General features: G+C 44.7%; 21 protein-coding genes. 15 read left to right on the forward strand and 6 right to left on the reverse strand.

The window, feature by feature from the left end:
• The 3 genes from JUB15_RS08915 to JUB15_RS08925 all read left to right on the forward strand — a co-directional run bounded on the left by JUB15_RS08915 (window position 1) and on the right by JUB15_RS08925 (window position 2,005).
• Window positions 1-444, forward strand: coding sequence for an OB-fold protein (locus tag JUB15_RS08915; protein ID WP_207512133.1), 444 nt, complete (start codon window positions 1-3; stop codon window positions 442-444).
• Between the two features lie 28 nt (window positions 445-472).
• Window positions 473-1,039, forward strand: coding sequence for a YceI family protein (locus JUB15_RS08920; protein ID WP_207512134.1), 567 nt, complete (start codon window positions 473-475; stop codon window positions 1,037-1,039).
• 75 nt (window positions 1,040-1,114) lie between these two features.
• Complete coding sequence (locus JUB15_RS08925; protein ID WP_207512135.1) at window positions 1,115-2,005, forward strand: DUF5777 family beta-barrel protein; 891 nt, start codon at window positions 1,115-1,117, stop codon at window positions 2,003-2,005.
• A gap of 145 nt (window positions 2,006-2,150) precedes the next feature.
• Here the strand turns inward: JUB15_RS08925 and JUB15_RS08930 are convergent, their stop codons facing one another.
• Window positions 2,151-2,906: a biotin--[acetyl-CoA-carboxylase] ligase gene (locus JUB15_RS08930; RefSeq protein WP_255539614.1), complete on the reverse strand. Its 756-nt coding sequence runs from the start codon at window positions 2,904-2,906 to the stop codon at window positions 2,151-2,153.
• A 196-nt stretch (window positions 2,907-3,102) separates the two neighbouring features.
• On the opposite strand from JUB15_RS08930, the gene rsfS reads away from it, so the two are divergent.
• From rsfS to JUB15_RS08965, 7 genes are all read left to right on the forward strand, one after another.
• Window positions 3,103-3,504, forward strand: coding sequence for a ribosome silencing factor (gene rsfS / locus JUB15_RS08935; RefSeq protein WP_207512137.1), 402 nt, complete (start codon window positions 3,103-3,105; stop codon window positions 3,502-3,504).
• Between the two features lie 137 nt (window positions 3,505-3,641).
• Window positions 3,642-5,702, forward strand: a complete 2,061-nt coding sequence (ftsH, locus tag JUB15_RS08940) for an ATP-dependent zinc metalloprotease FtsH (protein ID WP_207512138.1) — start codon at window positions 3,642-3,644, stop codon at window positions 5,700-5,702.
• 4 nt (window positions 5,703-5,706) lie between these two features.
• A complete protein-coding gene (locus JUB15_RS08945) occupies window positions 5,707-6,342 on the forward strand; it encodes a LutC/YkgG family protein (protein ID WP_207512139.1) in 636 nt (211 codons plus the stop codon).
• 127 nt (window positions 6,343-6,469) lie between these two features.
• Entirely contained in the window at window positions 6,470-6,895 is a 426-nt protein-coding gene (locus JUB15_RS08950) for a gamma-glutamylcyclotransferase family protein (RefSeq protein WP_207512140.1), read from the forward strand.
• Between the two features lie 119 nt (window positions 6,896-7,014).
• Window positions 7,015-7,794 (forward strand): UDP-2,3-diacylglucosamine diphosphatase, encoded by a 780-nt coding sequence (locus JUB15_RS08955; RefSeq protein ID WP_207512141.1) that lies wholly within the window; start codon window positions 7,015-7,017, stop codon window positions 7,792-7,794.
• Window positions 7,794-8,621, forward strand: coding sequence for a hypothetical protein (locus JUB15_RS08960; RefSeq protein ID WP_207512142.1), 828 nt, complete (start codon window positions 7,794-7,796; stop codon window positions 8,619-8,621). The genes JUB15_RS08955 and JUB15_RS08960 overlap by 1 nt, the downstream gene beginning before the upstream one ends.
• Before the next feature lie 92 nt (window positions 8,622-8,713).
• Window positions 8,714-9,811: a mechanosensitive ion channel family protein gene (locus tag JUB15_RS08965; RefSeq protein ID WP_207512143.1), complete on the forward strand. Its 1,098-nt coding sequence runs from the start codon at window positions 8,714-8,716 to the stop codon at window positions 9,809-9,811.
• Window positions 9,812-9,836: 25 nt separating this feature from the next.
• Here JUB15_RS08965 and JUB15_RS08970 read toward each other — a convergent pair whose 3' ends face one another.
• Window positions 9,837-10,364 (reverse strand): hypothetical protein, encoded by a 528-nt coding sequence (locus JUB15_RS08970; RefSeq protein ID WP_207512144.1) that lies wholly within the window; start codon window positions 10,362-10,364, stop codon window positions 9,837-9,839.
• A 98-nt stretch (window positions 10,365-10,462) separates the two neighbouring features.
• On the reverse strand, window positions 10,463-11,059 hold the full coding sequence (locus JUB15_RS08975) for a MerR family transcriptional regulator (protein WP_207512145.1): 597 nt from the start codon (window positions 11,057-11,059) through the stop codon (window positions 10,463-10,465).
• 278 nt (window positions 11,060-11,337) lie between these two features.
• On the opposite strand from JUB15_RS08975, the gene gyrB reads away from it, so the two are divergent.
• On the forward strand, window positions 11,338-13,317 hold the full coding sequence (gene gyrB / locus JUB15_RS08980; protein ID WP_207512146.1) for a DNA topoisomerase (ATP-hydrolyzing) subunit B: 1,980 nt from the start codon (window positions 11,338-11,340) through the stop codon (window positions 13,315-13,317).
• A gap of 295 nt (window positions 13,318-13,612) precedes the next feature.
• Window positions 13,613-13,819: a hypothetical protein gene (locus JUB15_RS08985; RefSeq protein WP_081145914.1), complete on the forward strand. Its 207-nt coding sequence runs from the start codon at window positions 13,613-13,615 to the stop codon at window positions 13,817-13,819.
• 87 nt (window positions 13,820-13,906) lie between these two features.
• On the opposite strand, the gene JUB15_RS08990 is transcribed toward JUB15_RS08985, so the two are convergent.
• The 3 genes from JUB15_RS08990 to serS form a co-directional block, all read right to left on the reverse strand.
• Window positions 13,907-15,106, reverse strand: a complete 1,200-nt coding sequence (locus tag JUB15_RS08990) for a DUF1501 domain-containing protein (protein ID WP_207512147.1) — start codon at window positions 15,104-15,106, stop codon at window positions 13,907-13,909.
• 112 nt (window positions 15,107-15,218) lie between these two features.
• Window positions 15,219-16,667, reverse strand: coding sequence for a DUF1800 domain-containing protein (locus JUB15_RS08995; RefSeq protein WP_207512148.1), 1,449 nt, complete (start codon window positions 16,665-16,667; stop codon window positions 15,219-15,221).
• Window positions 16,668-16,961: 294 nt separating this feature from the next.
• A complete protein-coding gene (gene serS, locus JUB15_RS09000; protein ID WP_207512149.1) occupies window positions 16,962-18,233 on the reverse strand; it encodes a serine--tRNA ligase in 1,272 nt (423 codons plus the stop codon).
• Between the two features lie 200 nt (window positions 18,234-18,433).
• Here serS and JUB15_RS09005 point away from each other — a divergent pair, with 200 nt between their 5' ends.
• The 3 genes from JUB15_RS09005 (at window position 18,434) to gcvH (ending at window position 20,054) form a co-directional block, all read left to right on the forward strand.
• On the forward strand, window positions 18,434-18,778 hold the full coding sequence (locus JUB15_RS09005; RefSeq protein ID WP_207512150.1) for a hypothetical protein: 345 nt from the start codon (window positions 18,434-18,436) through the stop codon (window positions 18,776-18,778).
• A 113-nt stretch (window positions 18,779-18,891) separates the two neighbouring features.
• Window positions 18,892-19,572: a peptidylprolyl isomerase gene (locus tag JUB15_RS09010; protein WP_207512151.1), complete on the forward strand. Its 681-nt coding sequence runs from the start codon at window positions 18,892-18,894 to the stop codon at window positions 19,570-19,572.
• 101 nt (window positions 19,573-19,673) lie between these two features.
• Window positions 19,674-20,054 (forward strand): glycine cleavage system protein GcvH, encoded by a 381-nt coding sequence (gene gcvH, locus JUB15_RS09015; RefSeq protein ID WP_207512152.1) that lies wholly within the window; start codon window positions 19,674-19,676, stop codon window positions 20,052-20,054.
• The last annotated feature ends 47 nt before the right edge of the window (window positions 20,055-20,101 follow it).

Consider the following 20,101-nt stretch of genomic DNA (forward strand, 5'->3'; position numbering starts at 1 on the left):
ATGAGTATAAAAAGAATGATCATTGGTGGTATAGTAGTTGTTATACTGGCCGTTGCTGCTTATGCATGGTATCAATATAACAGGACAGTTCAGGGGCTTCAAGATGTTCGTGCCGATTATTCAGTAAATGCCACTGCTTTGATCAATGAATTCGTTAGTAACGAAGATTCGGCCAATAAAAAGTACCTGAACAGGATAGTCGCCGTAAAAGGAATGGTAAAAGATATTGAATCAGGCGAAGGGGCCGGTACCATCGTTTTGGGTGACACTACCAATATGTCGGGCGTGCGCTGTGTATTAGACAGCAGCGCTCATGCAAAGACCGCTTCATTGCAACGGGGGGCGCTGATAACCGTAAAAGGCGCCATTACCGGATTTTCAAAAGATGAGACCGGGCTGCTGGGGTCAGATGTACAACTGAACCGTTGCGTTATCACCGATTAAGCCATTCATAAAACCAAATATTCTTACAATGAACCACCGGATAAGGAAAGGCATCATTTCTTTAAGCTTCTTTTTAATTACCGCCTCACTGTCAGCGCAGGAGAAATACTTTACCAAAAGCGGATCGATAAGTTTTGTATCAAAAGGCAATATTGAAACTATCCAGGCCAGCCACCGCAGTGTTACCTGCGTGCTCGATTCCAAAACCGGCGCCGTGCAATTTGCCGTGCTGATGAAAGGTTTTGAATTTAAAAAAGCATTGATGCAGGAACACTTCAATGAAAATTATGTGGAGAGCGATAAATATCCCAAAGCAGAATTCCGGGGGCAGATCGTAAACAATAATGACATAGCTTATGCCAAAGACGGCGAATACAAAGCGCATGTAAAAGGCAAACTTACCATGCATGGGCAAACCAGAGATGTGGAAACTGACGGAAAGATCAACGTGAAGAATGGCAAACTGCTGACCAATGCTGTATTTACCATCCTGATGTCTGATTACAATATCAGCATTCCTAATCTTGTAAAAGAGAATATGTCGAATACAGTGACCATTACCGTAAACTGTACACTGGACCCATTGAAGAGCTAGTGGCAAGTCACGTTACTACCAGCCACTAGCTGATTTCACACTGATTACTGCTAACTAAAATAAACCAAGCACGATATGACTAAAATAACCCGGATACTGTTTTTTGCCTGTGTTATTTTTTTAACAGGCAACGCTATAAAAGCCCAGGACCAGGACCTGCTGAAACTGGTAGATTCATCGCGAGATATTAAAACAGAATGGGCGGCTGCCGCTTTTAAATCAACCCGTGTAATTAACGGCCAGTCAATGGAGCTGTTAGGCAAAGGCGTGCTGGATGTGCGTATCCTGCACCGCTTTGGTCTGTTGAACGACGGGGCCAGGGAACTGTTTGGTTTGGATCAGGCCAGTATGCGTATAGGTCTCGATTATGGCATCACGAGTAATTTAATGGTAGGTGCCGGCAGAAGCACGCTTAATAAAGAACTGGATGGCTTTATAAAATGGCGGCCCATACGTCAAAGCGTTAATGGCGGTTCCCCGGTATCTGTAATTTGGGTATCGGGCGTTACCGTTCATACCATGCCCTGGGCAGATACCACCCGCAAGAACAAATTTTCATCCCGTGTTGGTTATTATCATGAAGTGATCATAGGCCGCAAGTTCAGCAATGCCTTCAGCCTGCAGGTGAGCCCTATTTTCGTGCATCGCAACCTGGTGGCCAATGCCGATGATGAAAATAATACCTGGGCTTTGGGCATAGGCGGCCGGCTTAAACTATCCAAACGCACAGCTTTTGTCGTAGATTATCACCCGATCCTGGCTGGCCGTGAACCCGGGACAAAAGATCCTTTATCAGTTGGTTTTGACATTGAAACCGGCGGCCACGTATTTCAGTTACACTTTAGCAACAGCACCGGTATGAATGAAAAAGCGTTCATTACCGGAACTTACGATGATTTCTGGAAAGGGGATATCCGCTTTGGGTTCAATCTGTCGCGGGTATTTCAGGTAGCGAAGAAACACTGATATGATAACCCCGCAGCGCGGGACAAGTTGTGATAATTAGCTAATGTGATAAAAAAGGTCTTTCATAGAAAGGCCTTTTTTATTCATTATCAGTTCCGATTTTTCAGTGCCATTGTTTCTGTTATCGAGTTATCACATTTTCAAATTATCGAATTACGAATTCCACTTCGCCAAAGTCAAACGCCCGGTCAGTGACGTCCTTCGTTAATAGCTGTCCGCTGTCAGAAACGCCCGTAATGGTAGTTTCAAACGAAGCAGTGCCTTTTTTCAAAGTAACCGGTTGATGCAATTTGTACAGCGCCTGTTGATATTCCTGCATGATGACTGTGTTGCCGGCCCGCAGAACCTGGTAACGGTTTTCAAGGGCCTGGCACAGTTCCCTGCCCATTTCAGTTGGGTCAAAATCCTTCCCTGTGATCTGTTTCAGGGATACAGGATTCGGCAGCGCCGTGTCGAAAAGAACCTGGTTAATGTTAATGCCTATGCCTACCACGGCATATAGCCAATCTGACCCCCGGAATACATTTTCTATCAGGATGCCTCCTGCCTTTCTGTCACGCCAATAAACATCATTGGGCCATTTTATACGGGTTTCATCCCCGGCATATTTTTTATAAAAATCATAGCAGGCGAGGGCAACTGTTGCAGACAGCCAGAACTGGCGGGTGGGTAATAAGTCCGGGGTAATAGCCACGCTGAGCATGATATTCTGATTAGCGGTTGTTAACCAGCTTTTTCCACGCTGTCCTTTGCCGGCAGTTTGTTCCAGCGCGAACCAGACTGTGCCATGGGTTGCCAATCCGGCTTGTATTTGCCGCATGGCATAGTTGTTGGTGCTGTCTATTGTTGGTAATATTATATATGAATGACCAATGGGGCTTCTGTGACCAGGATGTGCCAAAAGATTATTATTTTTGGGATGCGCGAATTTAGGAATTACCGTTGAGGGTTTAGGCAGAGAAATGTTGTTATAAGCGGATTTATTCGTATTTTAAATACCTGTAGTCAGTTCCCCGGGTCAGGGAAGGATCGAGTCTGAAAACAGCCTCCTCACTACCGAATGAATAAACACAATTGATCATTAAAACACAGGATTATTGGAACAAGTTTCATTCTTAGCTACCCGTCGTAAGCGAAAAAGTGTAGCCAGGTTAACAAAAAATTCAAAGATTTTTAAAGCTATCATTCACGCCATAAAAGAAAAAAAGGGAGACAATATCGTTTCGTTGGATCTGCGAAAAATTCCCGAAGCTGTTGCCGACTTTTTTATTATTTGCGAAGCCAGCAGTACTACCCAGGTAAAAGCCATCGCTGACTTTGTGGAAGAACATGTTAAAAAAACAGTCCAGGAAACCCCCTATCATAGTGAAGGACATCAGGCAGCTCACTGGGTACTAATCGATTATGTAAACGTCGTAGTACACGTAATGCAGCCTGAAACCCGCAAGTTCTATAAGCTGGAAGAGATGTGGAATGACGCCGAAGGTGAAGAATATTAAAGCTCCTCTGCAAAAATTAATGTTAAAATGCGGCTTTGTGCGAAATAATCATTAACTAACAGCTTTTTAGGCGAACAATTGGAGGCCATCGATCATTAATTATATTAAATAGAAAAACCAAGGACAAGCAACAATATATGTCACAGGACGAGTCAAGACAGAACGACCGCAATTTCCCCCGCTTACGTCCCCGCGACGACGGTGGCCAGCGAAAAGGTCCTAAATTCAATATTTACTGGGTTTGGGCTATTATTTTCGCTGTTTTAGTAGGCTTTCAATTATTTGGTTCCTTTGCTCCGGATGCTAAAACCATTACCGACCTGGAATTTTACAAGATGTTGGATAATGGGGATGTAGAGAAGCTCAATACAGTTACCAATAAAAATACAGTTCGGGTTTTTATAAAGAAAGACCGGTTAGAGAAATACAAAGACCAGCTTTCGAAGAATAACTGGACCAGTGTTGGTGATAAAGGCCCGCATTTTGAATTCAAGGTCATAAAAGCCGACGACTTCAATAAAGAGCTGAACGCTTATTTCGATAAACATCCCGAACTGAACCGGGTTCCCAATATTCCCATCCAGGAAGGGGAATGGTTCGGTTCAATCATTCAATTCTTATTACCCCTTGTAGTTATAGTGCTTATATGGGTAATGTTAATGCGAAAGATGGGTGGCGGTGCTTCCGGCGGCAGTGGCCCCGGTGGGATCTTCAACATCGGAAAATCAAGAGCTACCCTGTTCGATAAAGGCACTAAAGTGAACATCACCTTTGCCGATGTAGCCGGCCTCGATGAAGCCAAGGTAGAGGTAATGGAGATCGTTGATTTTTTAAAGAATCCTAAAAAATATACTTCACTCGGTGGTAAAATACCCAAAGGAGCATTGCTGGTAGGTCCTCCCGGAACCGGTAAGACCCTGCTGGCAAAAGCCATGGCCGGTGAAGCGCAGGTTCCTTTCTTCAGCATGAGCGGTAGTGACTTTGTGGAACTGTTTGTTGGGGTGGGCGCCAGCCGTGTTCGCGACCTGTTCAAGCAGGCACGCGAAAAATCGCCCTGTATCATTTTCATTGATGAAATTGATGCTATAGGCCGTGCTCGCGGTAAAAATGCGATCATGAGCAACGACGAAAGGGAAAGCACCCTGAACCAGTTACTGGTTGAAATGGATGGTTTTAGCGGCGAAAGCGGCATCATCGTACTGGCTGCTACCAACCGCCCCGATGTACTGGACAGCGCGCTGTTACGCCCGGGCCGTTTCGACCGTCAGATCTCTATCGACAAACCCGATCTGAAAGGCCGTGAGCACATCTTTAAAGTGCACCTGAAACCGATCAAGATCTCTGAAAAAGTAGATATACATAAACTGGCAGAACAAACACCAGGTTTTGCCGGCGCCGACATCGCCAACGTATGTAATGAGGCCGCCCTGATTGCTGCCCGAAAAGGCAAGCAGTCTGTGGAAATGGACGACTTCCAGGACGCTGTTGACCGCGTGATCGGTGGTTTGGAAAAGAAGAACAAGATCATTTCTCCCGACGAAAAACGCATCATTGCTTACCACGAAGCCGGACACGCTATTTGCGGCTGGTTCCTCGAGCATGCGTATCCATTACTGAAAGTGACGATCGTACCAAGAGGTGTTGCCGCCCTGGGGTACGCACAGTACACGCCGAAAGAGCAGTACCTGTACAATACCGATCAGTTAATGGACCAGATCTGTATGACCCTGGGCGGAAGGGCCAGTGAAGATATTTTCTTCCATAAAATATCTACCGGCGCCCAGAACGACCTGCAGCAGATTACCCGGATAGCTTATTCGATGGTTACTATATACGGTATGAATGATAAAGTGGGCAATGTAAGTTTTTACGATCCTGCCCAGGAGAATTCATTTACCAAGCCATACTCCGAGGAAACTTCCAAACTTATAGATGAAGAGGTGCGTAAGCTGATCGATGAGGCGTACGAGAAAACAAAAAAATTACTTACCGAGAAAAAGGTTCAGGTGGAAAAGCTGGCCGAAGCCTTACTCGAAAAAGAAGTATTGTTCCAGAGTGATGTAGAAGCGTTGATCGGTAAAAGACCCTTCACCGATAAAAAAACACTTGATGTTGATGGCGAGGGCCATGCCGAAGGCGCCATCAGCGAAGGAGTACCTCCTTATGACAGTAATGTAACCAATCATCCAGCTACATAATATCATGAATGTTTCTCCGGCTAAAGAAAATATTTTTAAAAAAATAAGAAAGGCGTTGGGTAACCCAACGCCTCTCCCTTTTCCACAAAGCGAAGGCAGCGATTCTGTATATCAGCCTTCAACCCAGGATCTGGGCCTTGAATTTGCCCAGCGCTTTACCAATCTTCAGGGCAAATTTGTTTTTTGCGAGAACTACAAAGAGCTGGCAAGCCAGCTGAACAAGGTTGTTGCAGCCAACAAGTGGGACAAGGTTTACTGCAAAGAAGAAGGCCTGCGCAAAACCCTGGCAGAAAATCAATTCAACAATTACTCCTACAACGACCTGTCAACCTGTGATACCGCTATCACCAGCTGCGAATGGCTGGTAGCCCGCACTGGTAGTATTGTTATGTCGGCTGCCCAGGAAAGCGGCCGTACAGTAAGTGTATATGCACCTGTGCACATATGCATTGCCCATACCAGTCAGCTGGTGTACGATGTAAAGGATGCATTAGCAAGTGCCAGGGAAAAATACGCTGGTAATCTTCCTTCGTTGATCACATTTGCAACGGGTCCGAGCCGCACCGCCGATATTGAAAAAATGCTGGTCGTGGGAGTGCATGGTCCTAAAGAAGTATACGTATTTCTGGTTGATCAATAATCGGCAATCGGCAATCGACAAGAATTTTGGGGCGCAGGATCAGCCATTTATTTCGAACGTCGGAAGCTATTCACGACCTGCCAGTCGGCAGGCTGGTTGACGATTCACGATTCACGAAACTTATCTCATGCAACCTAACATTTACCGGCTATTTGTTTATGGCTCGCTCAGAAGTGGGCTGCTGAACCCCATTTTATCTCATATAACCCGGTATTTTGTGCTTGATGGAATGGGCGCCATTCAAGGCAACCTGTACGATATGGGCCAGTATCCGGGCGCGGTTCCCTGTACAGAAGACCATTTGATCATCGGCGAAGTATACCATATTGCAAACATCGAAGAGTTTGACCAGGCAATGGAAGTGATCGATGATTATGAAGGCCTGATCGTTGAACCAGGCGAAGTGCCTTTATTCAGGAGGGAACCGGTTCATGTATTATTCAAGAACAGCACTGTTGTTGCTTGGATGTATTGGTATAACCGACCGATCACCAACCGGCCCCGTATTGAATCGGGCGATTTCGTAGCTTATAAGATGGGAATAGGGAAATAATGTGCTGATGTGCTAATTTGCCAATGAAACACAAACAGCACTCGGAAAGCAGGTTTTAAACCATGTAACCTGAGGCCGGTAACGTACCCAAAAGAACCGAAAACGAAGAACTTAAGAAATTGAATCCTGGTAAAAAGATATACTTCCTCTCCGACTTTCACTTAGGTGTTCCTGATCATGCATCGAGCCTGGTGCGCGAAAAGCGCATTGTCGAATTCCTGGAAGAGATCAGGAAAGATGCAGCCGTCATATTTATCGTGGGCGATATGTTCGATTTCTGGTATGAATACCGTACCGTTGTACCCCGTGGCTATGTACGCTTACTCGGAAAACTAGCCGAAATCACCGATTCAGGTATTCCCATTCATTTTTTCGTAGGCAACCATGACATGTGGATGAAGAATTACTTTCAGCAGGAACTGAATATTCCCGTTTATTTTGAACCCCGCGCATTTGAATTTAACCATAAAAAATTCTGGATAGGTCATGGTGATGGATTAGGGCCCGGTGATCATGGGTATAAATTCATGAAGAAGATCTTCAGGAGCCCTGTTTGCCAGTGGCTATTTGGCATTTTACCGCCGTATATCGGCATGGGATTGGCCAACTATCTCAGCCGCAGAAGCCGTACGGTAACCGGATCGGCCGATGCTGCATTTTATGGAGAAGAAGGAGAGTGGCTGATCACCTATTGCAAGGACATACTGAAGGAAGAGCATTATGATTACCTGGTGTTCGGCCACCGGCACCTGCCCATCGATTTCAATTTAAAAGGCGGCAGCCGGTATATTAACCTGGGAGACTGGATCAGGTATTATACGTATGCTGTTTTTGATGGACAACATTTATCCCTCTGTACCCGTTATCCTGAACTGGAAAACAAAATCATTCGCCAATAGTGTATCGAACAGGCATTATACTGATCGTTTTTATTTTTTGCAGTAAAATTACCAGCGCACAAACCGTAACGCCGGCCTCAGACACATTTTTCGTGTTCAGTAAACTGGCGGGTGAGCAGGTGACCGATTTTACCGTTGATAACCTCGGTAACCTGTATGTTTTGAACAATACCGGGCAAATAAAGAAAATGGGGCCCGCCGGTGATTCTATTGCCGTATTCAATAACGTGCGGCAATATGGAAAGCTGTATTTAATGGACGTTACGAATCCCCTAAGGGTTCTGTTATACTACCGCGACTTTGGGACCATCGTTGTTTTGGACCGGTTTTTGAACACCCGGGCAACCATAGATCTTCGCAAACAACAGCTATTCCAGGTGAATGCCATTGGTCAGGCATACGATAACAATATCTGGGTATATGACGAACTGGAAAGCAAATTGAAACGGGTGGGGGAAGACGGCCGCGTGATCGACCAATCGACCGATTTCAGGCTGATCGTAGATTCAGTTCCTTCCCCGCAGTTCATTGTTGACCAGAACCGGTTGGTATATATATACGATTCATTGAAAGGCGTTTACCTGTTCGATTATTACGGAGCGTTCAAGAACCGCATTCAACTGAAAGGGTGGACCGATTTTACCGTTATAGGAAATGCCATGTATGGAAGAGATGCTAATATGTTGTATCGTTATGAATCCGGTACACTGAATCTGCAGAACTTTCCGATCCCGGTTGCCATGCAGGATGCACAAAAGATAAAGATCACACCCGGTAATCTGTACGTGTTGCGCAATAACCGGTTAGAGGTGTTCTCCTATCGATGATTGCCATGCCATAGTTTTAAACTTTTTTATAGACCTGTAGCTTTTTAAAGTTTTTAACTTTGAAAAGTTTTAAAGCCACTGAATCTTTAAGAATGGGATCCTTTTTAGATAAGATTTTTCTTGACAATACAATCAGAAGCTATCTCATCGTAGCTGGAACTTTATTACTGATCTTTTTACTGAAGCGTTTATTATCGCGTTATGTGGCCGGTTTACTGTTTGCCATCATAACGCGCGTAGTACGCGGCGTTGATAAAAAATCGTTCATTAAACTGGTCGTTTCTCCGCTGGAAGTATTCCTTCTTGTTCTCACCAGTATCATTGCATTGGATAAGCTCACCTTTCCGCGTATACTGAATGTGGTTATTTATAAAGCGAATGTGCGTGAGTTCGTTGATGCTATTTCGGTTATTATATTAATCATTGTATTCATATGGCTGTTGCTTCGTATCATGGATTTTATTGCTATGATCCTGCATCACCGTGCCGATCAAACGGCAGACCCGGCAGATAACCAGCTGGTGGTATTCTTCAAAGACTTCTTTAAAGTGGTGCTGGTGATCTTCGGCATCCTGCTTATTTTGAAGTTTGCCTTTCATTATAACATCAGCAACTTACTTACCGGTTTAAGTATCGCTACGGCAGCCATTGCGCTGGCCACCCGCGAAAGCCTGGAGAATTTGATCGCTTCTTTCATAATCTTTTTCGACCGGCCGTTTACAATGGGCGACCATGTTAAAGTGCAGGAGATTACAGGTACTGTAGAACGCATAGGTTTGCGCAGCACACGGATCCGCACCGATCAGAAGACCTATGTTACGGTGCCGAATAAGCAAATGGTAGACAGCATCCTGGATAATTTGTCGCTGCGTACACAGCGGCGGGCGTTGGTTCAGCTGGAACTGCATGCAGAAACGCCGCACGACCTGGTGAACCAGTTTGTGCAACGGGTTAAAAACCAGTTAGGCCAAAGAAAAGACCAGGTAGAAAGTCATACCGTGTTCCTCTCCGATATTCTCAAGAATGCGTTTATCATTCATGTTGAGTTTTTTACCGCACCAATTCCCGTAGCTGATTTTAATGAGTTGCGTCAGCAGGTAAATCTATCGCTGATCAACCTTATGGAAGACATGAATATCAGGCTGGCCACTAAGGAAGACAGCTCTAAGGAAACAAAACAGGTAGTGTAAAGGATCATCTCCTAACCGGCACCGTTTATATTTTCTTAAGCGTAAACCTGCTTTGTTTAAAACCAGGTTCTTCAGATGGGATTTCTATTGTCATTGAAGTTGGCTGTAAAGCGTGCACTTTCAACACCATTGTGCGATAGGCTTTGGTAAGGCCATCGAAAGAAGTTAATACCAGTGTTTGATTGCTGGCGCCCAGGGAATAGGTGCCTTTGAATTGGGCACTGTTGTCGCCATCGCCGCTCCAGACGAAGGATTTGTCTTTGTTCAATAGTAATTTAAAACGGATGGCGCCCGCTGCAGACATTACTTTTCTAAGTTCCTGGCGTATACGTAAACTGTCCTCTCTTAATACGGCCTGCAGTTTGTTCTTCTGTTTAAAATTTTCTACCATGTATTTCAGGCTGGCGAGCGTATCCTGAAAGTCGAGCAGGCGATCTGTAGTTTCCCAGCGAACGACATACCAGTTGCCGGGTAAAGTGTTTTCGGTTACAGCTTGTGCGTGGGCGTTATACTGACAAGCCAGGAAAAGAGCTATGGACATATATTTCCACATAGGAGTACAATTGTTACATGGAATTTACAGACTTTTTTTGCAACGTGAAATAAAAGTTCCGCGCCAAATGGGTACTGGTTACATGATGATTTTTTGCACTACAATGCGGCTTTTATTTCCAGTAAAAATCCTTTCAGTGATTGCAGGGACTGGATCATTTCAAAATGCGCTGCTGCTTTGGAGTTCTTTTTCAGGAAATCTTTGGCGCCTTCGATGGTGAGCTTCCGGCGACGCAGCAGGTCGTAGATCAGTTCCAGGTTTTTGATATCTACCGGCCTGAAATGACGGTCGCCTTTGCGGTTCTTCCGGGGCTGAATGATATCGAATTCATTCTCCCAAAACCGCAGCAGCGACTGGTTTACGCCGAACATATCGGCCACTTCGCCAATTGAGTAGTACTGGCGTTGAAACAATGTTTCATCGTCGGGGATGTTGACCAGGTCGGCCTCAGCATCCAGGGCTTTTAATGATTTCCGGCCCCGGGTCGATTTTTTGGTGGGCGCAGTTACTGTTTCCGTGATGGCTTTTTCCGTCAATGGTTCTACTACCTCAGCCGTTCCCGGCGTGTCATTCTTTACCTGTTCAGCTTCTGATTTGATCGATTTTATACGAATACCAACAGCTGCCTCATTTTCGGGTGAGGAAGGCGTATCATTGAACTCAAAAGTGATCTGGGAGTAATTGCGGTTGTCCATAATTCAATTGATAACCTGGTGAAAATTCTTTAAGCTATCAAATATCGTGCAGTAAAGATACAAAGGCGTTAAAAGGGCTGTTTTGAGAACTTATCAACGGTATGCCGAATAATGTGGAAAACCTGGTTCTTTATCGCTTAAAAGCCAGGCTGTTGGGGCTTTTCAGCCCTGGAAAAAAGTTCATAAAAAGGGGCCTTAAATGACGGCAAACCCTTTAATTTTTAGTAAATTTGCCAGATTAATTTTTTATAAACTGCAAGAGCATTCCACACGAATCTATGGCTACAGAAACTACGGAAATCCCTATTACTGCCAGTAACGGCTACGGAGCAGATAGCATTCAGGTTTTAGAAGGGTTGGAAGCAGTACGCAAGCGTCCTGCGATGTATATTGGCGACATTGGAGAGAAAGGTCTGCATCACCTGGTATATGAGGTTGTAGATAACTCTATTGACGAAGCCCTGGCAGGTTACTGTAAAAACATTGTGGTTACCATCCATGAAGACAACTCTATTTCTGTTCAGGATGATGGACGCGGTATTCCTACCGGTATTCACCCTAAGGAGAAAAAAAGTGCTTTGGAAGTGGTAATGACCGTACTGCACGCCGGTGGTAAATTCGACAAAAATACCTACAAGGTTTCCGGCGGTTTGCACGGGGTAGGTGTGAGTTGCGTAAACGCATTAAGTACAAAACTGCATGTTACTGTACAGCGTGAAGGAAAGATCTTCGAACAGGAATATCATATTGGTGTACCACAATACCCTGTTCGTGAAATTGGCGCCAGTTCCACAACCGGTACACTCACCCATTTCTGGCCCGATACGACCATTTTTACGGCATCGGTTTATAAAACAGACATTCTGGAAGGCCGTTTGCGCGAACTCGCATACCTGAACCGTGGTATCCGCATTACCCTGAACGATCTGCGCGAAAAAGGGGAAGACGACACAACTTATAGCAAAACATTTTACAGTGAAGGCGGTATTACCGAGTTTGTAGAAATGCTCGATAAGAATGCCGGCCGCACCGCTTTAATTCCCAACATAATTTATGTGGAGGGAAGAGATGAGGTTACCAATGTTGCGGTTGAAGTTGCACTCACCTACAATGATAGTTATAATGAACATATCTATTCGTATGTAAATAATATTAACACTATCGAAGGTGGTACACACGTAGCCGGTTTCCGCAGGGCACTAACCCGCGTATTCAAAGGATATGGCGATCGGCAGAACCTTTTTGAAAAAGCGAAAGTCGAAATTGAAGGGGACGATTTTCGGGAAGGGCTAAGCGCAATCGTGTCGGTGAAAGTGCCCGAGCCGCAGTTTGAAGGACAAACTAAAACAAAGCTCGGTAACAGCGAGGTAAGTGGGGTAGTTGATTCAACAGTGTCTAAAGTACTTGAAGCATTCCTGGAAGAAAATCCCAAGGAAGCTAAAAATATCATCTCTAAAGTTATTCTGGCTGCACAGGCCAGGGCTGCTGCCCGTAAAGCCCGTGAGCTGGTGCAACGTAAATCGGTGTTGACCGGCGGTGGTTTGCCAGGTAAACTGGCCGACTGTAGCGACCGCGATCCTGAACGTTGCGAGCTGTTCCTGGTTGAGGGTGACTCGGCTGGTGGTACTGCCAAACAAGGCCGTGAGCGCAGCTTTCAGGCTATTCTGCCACTTCGGGGTAAGATCCTGAACGTAGAGAAAGCCATGGAACATAAGATCTACGAGAATGAGGAGATCAGGAATATGTACACTGCGTTGGGGGTAACCGTTGGTACGCCTGAAGATCCAAAAGCATTGAACCTGACGAAGCTTCGTTATCACAAGCTCATCATTATGACCGATGCCGACGTGGACGGTAGCCACATTGCCACGCTGATCCTTACTTTCATTTATCGTTACATGAAAGAAATGGTTGAGCAGGGATATGTATACATTGCACAACCACCCCTGTACCTGGTTAAAAAAGGCAAGGAACAGGCATATGCTTGGAACGAAGAACAACGCAAAGCGTTGGTAGAAAGAATTGGCGGTGGGAAAGATGAAAGCGTTACCGTACAACGATACAAAGGTTTGGGTGAAATGAACGCAGAGCAATTGTGGGAAACGACCATGAATCCTCAAAGCCGCACATTGAAAAAAGTAACTATTGAAAGCGCAGCAGAAGCCGATCGCATCTTCAGCATGCTGATGGGTGATGAAGTAGCTCCTCGTCGTGAATTCATAGAAAGTCATGCGAAATATGCACGACTCGACGTATAATACGAATGGTATAATTAGCTAATTCGATAATGTGCTAATGGAAATCATAATTGATTTTTATTAGCACATTCCATTTAATGGGCATTCACTATTCAGGCGATTGTAACTACTATGTAATTATCCGAACTTACCTCGATGTTGATCGGAATTATCACATTTCAATTCGCATCTTAGCACATTATCACATTGGCAAATTGGATTTTCGTATATTTAAACGCTATTTCAATGTTCTGGCTAAGATTTTGTAAGAGAAGTTGCAACTTTTAATTCTACTAACCACATAAATGAACTAATTATGTCTGAAATTACACTCACTGCATACAACGTAAAAACAAAGGAGAAGAATGTGCCTATTCAGGATGCGGTAATTACGAAAACTGCTAAAGGAGCTTATATGGCACAGGGTCATGATGGGAAAGGAAATAAATTAACTACTTTACTGGGCGAAGAAAAAGCCCTGGCTGCTATTAAAGCAGGTGTAGCCAAACAAGGTTGGGAATAATTTATTTATAAAGAAGAAAGTCAGTAAACAGCTTTAACTATTAGAACTGTTTACTGACTTTCGATCTTATAGGCTACTTACTTTTTCCTATATAAAGCTCAGGTGCTCATACTGGCTGCCTAATATTTGTTTGTCATCTGCCTGCAGCCATTTATTCAGGATCGTTGCATATACATTCTTAAAATCTACTTTATATTTCAGATCACCTTCCTGCAGGTCTGCCAGGTCGGGCATTGCATTCAACACACCTTTTTGCTGTAAGCCACCACTTATTAAGAACATATTGTTTGCCGTACCATGATCAGTGCCTCCGCTGGCATTTTGCGATACGCGGCGGCCGAATTCAGAAAAGCTCATCAGCAACACATCCTGGAAGCGGTTATTACTCTTGAGGTCTTTTACAAAGGCGGTAATGGCGGCATTCATTTCGGTGAACAATCTTTTTTGTTGTCCTTCCTGCGCCACATGCGTATCAAAACTACCCAACGATAAATAATATACTTTGGTGTTGATATCTGAAAAGATGAGGCTGGCAATCGTTTTCAGACTGTTTCCGATCTCTGTTTTAGGATATTCTGTATTGCTTGGGTGAATACGGCTTTGTTTAAAAATATAATCCGCACTGCTTACGGTTTCGGCCATTGTTTTATATAGATAATCAACCGGTTTTTCTTCTCCATGTGAACCATGGCTGGCAGCTACTTCCTTGAAATATTTTTCGTTCGATGAATTGAACAACCGCTTCGGGTCTTTCATGGCAAGGCCTTTTACGTGTTCTCCTTTCATGGCCAGGCTTAACACATCATCTATTTCCAATGCCTGGGTCGGTTTATCACAGCCTGCACATTGGGCATCGAGATAGCGGCCTACCCAGCCGGTATAAATATACTCATTGCTTTTGCTGGCGCTGTGCCAGATATCCATACTTCTGAAATGTGATCTGTCCGGATTCGGATACCCCACACTGTTCATTATGCCCAGGCTACCGTCGTTATACAGGTCTTTCAGGCCGGTTAATGCGGGGTGTAACCCTACTTCATCCGTTAATAACAATGCCTGATCTTTTGGGATGCCCAACCGCGGGCGCGATTTATAGTATATATCGTTGCGCACCGGTATCACGGTATTCAATCCGTCATTACCACCGCTTAATTGTAATACCACCAGCACTTTGTTGCCAGGTGGTACAAAAGCTGGTTTTTCAAATGCTTTTAAGAATTTAGGCAGCATCATAGATGCTGTTGCCAGCGAACCTATTTGTAAAAAGTCTTTTCTTTTTAGTAGCATACATTAATTTCTTGCGTGAGATGGAGATTTTTTAGTGGCTGAACGCTTAACTTTACTAAAGCTTTCCACAGACGAGCAAAATGCAAATGCATTTGCGTTAAGCGTTCCACATTTAGCATAATTGATATTCCGGTGAGCTCATCAATTGAATGGTAGCGGTCTTAATATAGTTTTCACGGCTCGATGCATCGATATATTTGTTCAGTATTTTTTCATCGACCGCTGTTCCGCCCTGGATCAAAAAACCAGTGATAGCCGCCAGCAATTTTTCACGGGGTACTTTCTCAAATTTTTTCAGGTAGGTTTCCCAGTCAACCGCAGCCGAAATAAACTGTCCGCCTTTTCTGCCTATTTTCATTTTGCCCATGTCTTTCATGCCCATCATCTGGTCGTCGTCATCTTTCGGGGTGAGCGCAACCTCATCGTTATCGACGATCAGTTGCGGAATGCGCAGGCGGAACATAAGCGAAGAACTGTCGATCCAGTTTTTGCCACCCGGCCAGCCTGCTACGTTGGGTGGATAAAACAGCACCTGGCCGAGCAAGCGCTGTATTAACAGTTGCACCTGTTCATTTTCAAGCTGCATTGGCAGGGCGCGGCGGATGCCGACGAGCAGTTCTACAGGCGATTTGATGCGGCAACCGATATTTTTGGCATCATAGAACCAGTCGCTGGTAAAAATATCTTTCATTAATGCCTTGATATCATAGCCGCTTTGATAAAAGCGACCGGCAAGCCAGGTTATATGTGCTTCATCGGGTATATCGTTTACATAGAAACGGTATATTTTACGGGCAATATAGTTAGCTGTTTGTTTCTGTTCGAGTAAAATATTCAATACATCGTCACCATTTAAGTTCCCAGATCTTCCCAGCACCGTTTTGTGTCCATCATCGTGCTGGTTTTTTCTAAAAATAAATTCCCCGCTCAGGTTGGCGCTCCAGCCGGTAAACGCCCGGGCGGCTTCTTTTACATCGTTTTCCGTATAATTACCCCGCCCCATCGTAAATAACTCCATCACCTCGCGGGCAAAGTTTTCATTCGGGTGCCCTTTCCTGTTTTGATTATTGTTGAGAAAGTTGAGCATGGCAGCGCTTTTGCTCACTTCACGCAGCAGATCGCCAAAATTTCCCAATGCATTTTGGCGGATGATGTCGAGTAACTGTTGTTGATACAGGATATTGATATTGCGGCTGGCAAAATGGCCATGCCAGAACAGGGCCATCTTCTCGCGTAGTTGTTGTTCGCTGTTCACCATCAGGTTCAGCCAGGTGATATTCAGGCTTTTCAGGTCCTCCCGGGATTGCTGGCGCAGCTTTCTGCGTTGGTTCTCATCAGGATTTCGGTTGGCTCTGCCCGCTTCCTGAATGCCCATAACCAGTCCTTTAATAGCATTGTCGGCCACATCGATCATGGCCGGACTTTTAGCTGATGCCTTGAACAGTGCGTTAATGTAGGATTTCTGTGAGGTGGTTGCCAGCTCGTGAAATGCAGAGGCCATTGGCCCAAAGCCGGCACGCCATAGCAGGTGTTGATTTTTTAACTGGGGTGTGACAATCATTATGGGGCGTTTTGCCCTGTGACTGCCCCTGTGGCTAAAAGTTTAACGATCTGTTTTAAATTAATGTAGTCCTGATGAGAAAATTTATACAAGGTGCTTTTCAGCGATGAGGCTTAATCTGCAGAACAAAATCTTTGCGGGTTTTTGCATGCGGGGGAGATGCGGGTTTGATCGCATAATGTTTTAGTTAATATGTAGCTCTCGAGATCCTAAAAGGAAGTGCACAGTTCTGTACACTTCCTTTAGCAAAGATTTATGTTATGTATAATTAAAGGTGTAACCAATCTAATGATATTAGTTGATCGTACCTGCACCAAAATAACTATGAAGCACAGCCGGTAGTTGAATGCCGGCTTCGGTTTGATGGTTCTCCAGCAAACAGGCGACTATTCTTGGTAAGGCCAGTGAGCTGCCATTCAGCGAGTGCACCAACTGGTTTTTCCCACTGGCATCTTTGAACCGTATTTTCATCCGGTTGGTTTGGTAGGCCTCAAAGTTCGATACAGAGCTTACTTCCAGCCATTTTTGTTGTGCTGCGCTGTACACTTCAAAATCGTAAGTAAGGGCAGATGCGAAGCCCATATCGCCACCGCACAATTTCAAAATGCGGTAAGGGAGGTTAAGGGTGTTAAGCAGGGTCTCAACATGGTTCACCATTTCTTCCAGCACTTCGTAGCTTTTATCGGGATGTACAATTTGTACGATCTCTACCTTGTCGAACTGGTGCAGGCGGTTCAGCCCGCGAACGTCTTTCCCATAGCTGCCCGCTTCCCGGCGAAAACAGGGCGTATAAGCCGTCATCTTAACCGGCAGGTCGCTTTCTTTCAATAATTCATCGCGATAGATATTGGTTACCGGTACTTCGGCAGTAGGTATCAGGTAAAAGTTGTCTTCGGTAACAAAATACATTTGACCTTCTTTATCGGGCAGCTGACCAGTACCAAAAGCAGACGCTTCATTTACCATATGGGGCGGCATAAATTCAGTGTAGCCGGCATTGGTATTATAATCTAAAAAATACTGGATCAATGCCCGTTGCAGTTTGGCGCCTTTGCCGATATATACGGGGAAACCGCTGCCGGTAATTTTATTGCCCAGCTCAAAATCGATCAGGTTGTATTTTTTTGTCAGGTCCCAATGTGGAACTGCACCGGCATGCAGGGTAGGTATTTTGCCCCCCTCGCGGATGGTAATATTGTCTTCCGGGGTTTTACCGGCCGGTACTTTATCAGATGGCAGGTTGGGCAGTTTTACGATCTGTTCCTGCAGCTTTTTCTCGGTTTCTGCCAGCTGATCGGCGATCGGCTGCAAAGTTGTTTTTAAAGTGGCCACCTGCTGTTTTTGCGTTTCAGCAGCTTCTTTTTGTCCTTTGGCCATCAATTGCCCGATTTCTTTGGATGCGGCATTTATTTTCGACTGGGTTGTATCAAATTCAAGCTGCAACTTTTTCCGGTTATCATCCAGGGAAATGATCTCATCTACCAAAGCAAGATCCCCGAAATTCTTTATAGCCAGTCTTTCCTTTACCAGCGCCGTGTTTTGTCTAATAAATGCGATCTGTAACATGTAAAAATCAGGTTTGCGGCAAAGGTAAGGCTAATTCGATAATGTGATAATTTGATAATTCGATAAGGGAATACGGCTCACGACGTGAAGGCTGACCGTTCCCTGGCTTACTGTTTACAGATCATACCAATAACAGCGCTTCCTGGACGGAAGCATTATCACATCATCAAATTATCAAATTATCACATTAACTTTGGTCTATGCAGGCAAATGACGATTTACAAACCCGGTGGTGGAAACTGGAGGAAAAACTGATGGAGCGGTTTGGCAAAAAACCAGACATGGAAACCATTTTGTTTTTAATAGGCATACAGGAATTTGGCGACATCAAGGCCAGGTTTACCAAAGAACAGAAGCAGGACCTGATGCATGTGGCTACCTGTAGTTTACTGGCGCAAAGCGGCTACTATGAAATGGAACGGGTAGATGAAGAAGGCTGGCCTCATTTCAGGCAGTTGAAAGCTTTGCCCGTAATGTCGCTTCCCGAACAGGAGAATTTTTTAAAAGACCATATTCTTTTGTATTTTGATCAGCAGGAATTCTAAAACCAATTTGATAATTTGAAAATATGATAATTTGATATACCTCATCGCGGCTATTCTGTGGTTCATTATCAAATTATCACATCATCACATTTGTCTGATATTATCTTATAACTATGAATAAGCTGTTCTTACTGGTTATCGCCGTACTTATTGTATCCGCTTCTTTTTCGCAGCTCAAAAAAAGCGACCTCAACAAAGATGTTGAGTTAGTGACCTCAAAAGGCACCATGGTCATTCGCTTATCAGATTCTACCCCCAGGCATCGCGACAATTTCATAAAACTCGTTAATCAACATTTCTACGACGGTCTTTTATTTCATCGCGTCATGAACGAGTTTATGGTACAGGCCGGTGATCCCAAAAGTAAAACAGCCAAACCTGGGGAAGCGTTAGGCGGCGGCAACCCCGGCTATAATGTTCCTGCAGAGATCAGGCCCGACCTGTTATTCCATAAAAAAGGCGCATTGGCAGCGGCCCGCACAGGCGACGAGATCAATCCGGCAAGGGAAAGTAATGGCAGCCAGTTTTACCTGGTGCACGGCCGTGTGTACACCGAGGAGGACCTGAACCAGGTAGAAGCCAGGCTCAATGGTTACAAGATCCCGGCAGCGCACAGAGAAGTATACAAAAGCGTTGGCGGCACCCCCTCCCTCGATACAAAATATACGGTTTTCGGGGAAGTTATAAAAGGCGTATCCGTTATAGACAGTATCGCTGCCGTGCCTACCGGCGAACGTAACCGCCCGGTAGAGGATGTACGCATCATTAAGGCCACCCTTATTAAAAGGCAATAATGTTGGAAATACGGTAAGTTGACAAGTTGATCAGTTAACTTGATAACTGGTTAACTTATTAAACTTAAATTTCTTAATCTTGCAGCTCTAAATTTCAAAACATGAATTTTCCGGATAATCTTCGCTACACCAAGGATCATGAATGGATAAAACTGGAAGGCAATATCGCTACCATTGGTATTACTGATTTTGCCCAGCGTGAACTGGGTGATATTGTGTATGTAGAAATTGAAACAGTTGGCAAAACCCTGATGGCGGAAGCTGTATTTGGTACGGTAGAAGCTGTTAAAACAGTTTCTGACCTGTATCTGCCTGTTGCCGGCACCATTAATGAAGTTAACCCTGCCCTGGCTGATTCACCCGAGGTGGTTAATACCGATCCATATGGCGAAGGCTGGATGGTTAAAATGACTGTAAATAACCCGGACGAAGTAAAGGCATTGATGGATGCCGCAGCTTACACAAACCTGGTGGGTGCCTAAAAATAAAAAAATCCGGTGCTAATGTTATTGCGTAAATTGAAAGTGGT

Origin of the sequence: Longitalea luteola, assembly GCF_017356035.1 — a bacterium.
Lineage (GTDB): Bacteria > Bacteroidota > Bacteroidia > Chitinophagales > Chitinophagaceae > Niastella > Niastella luteola.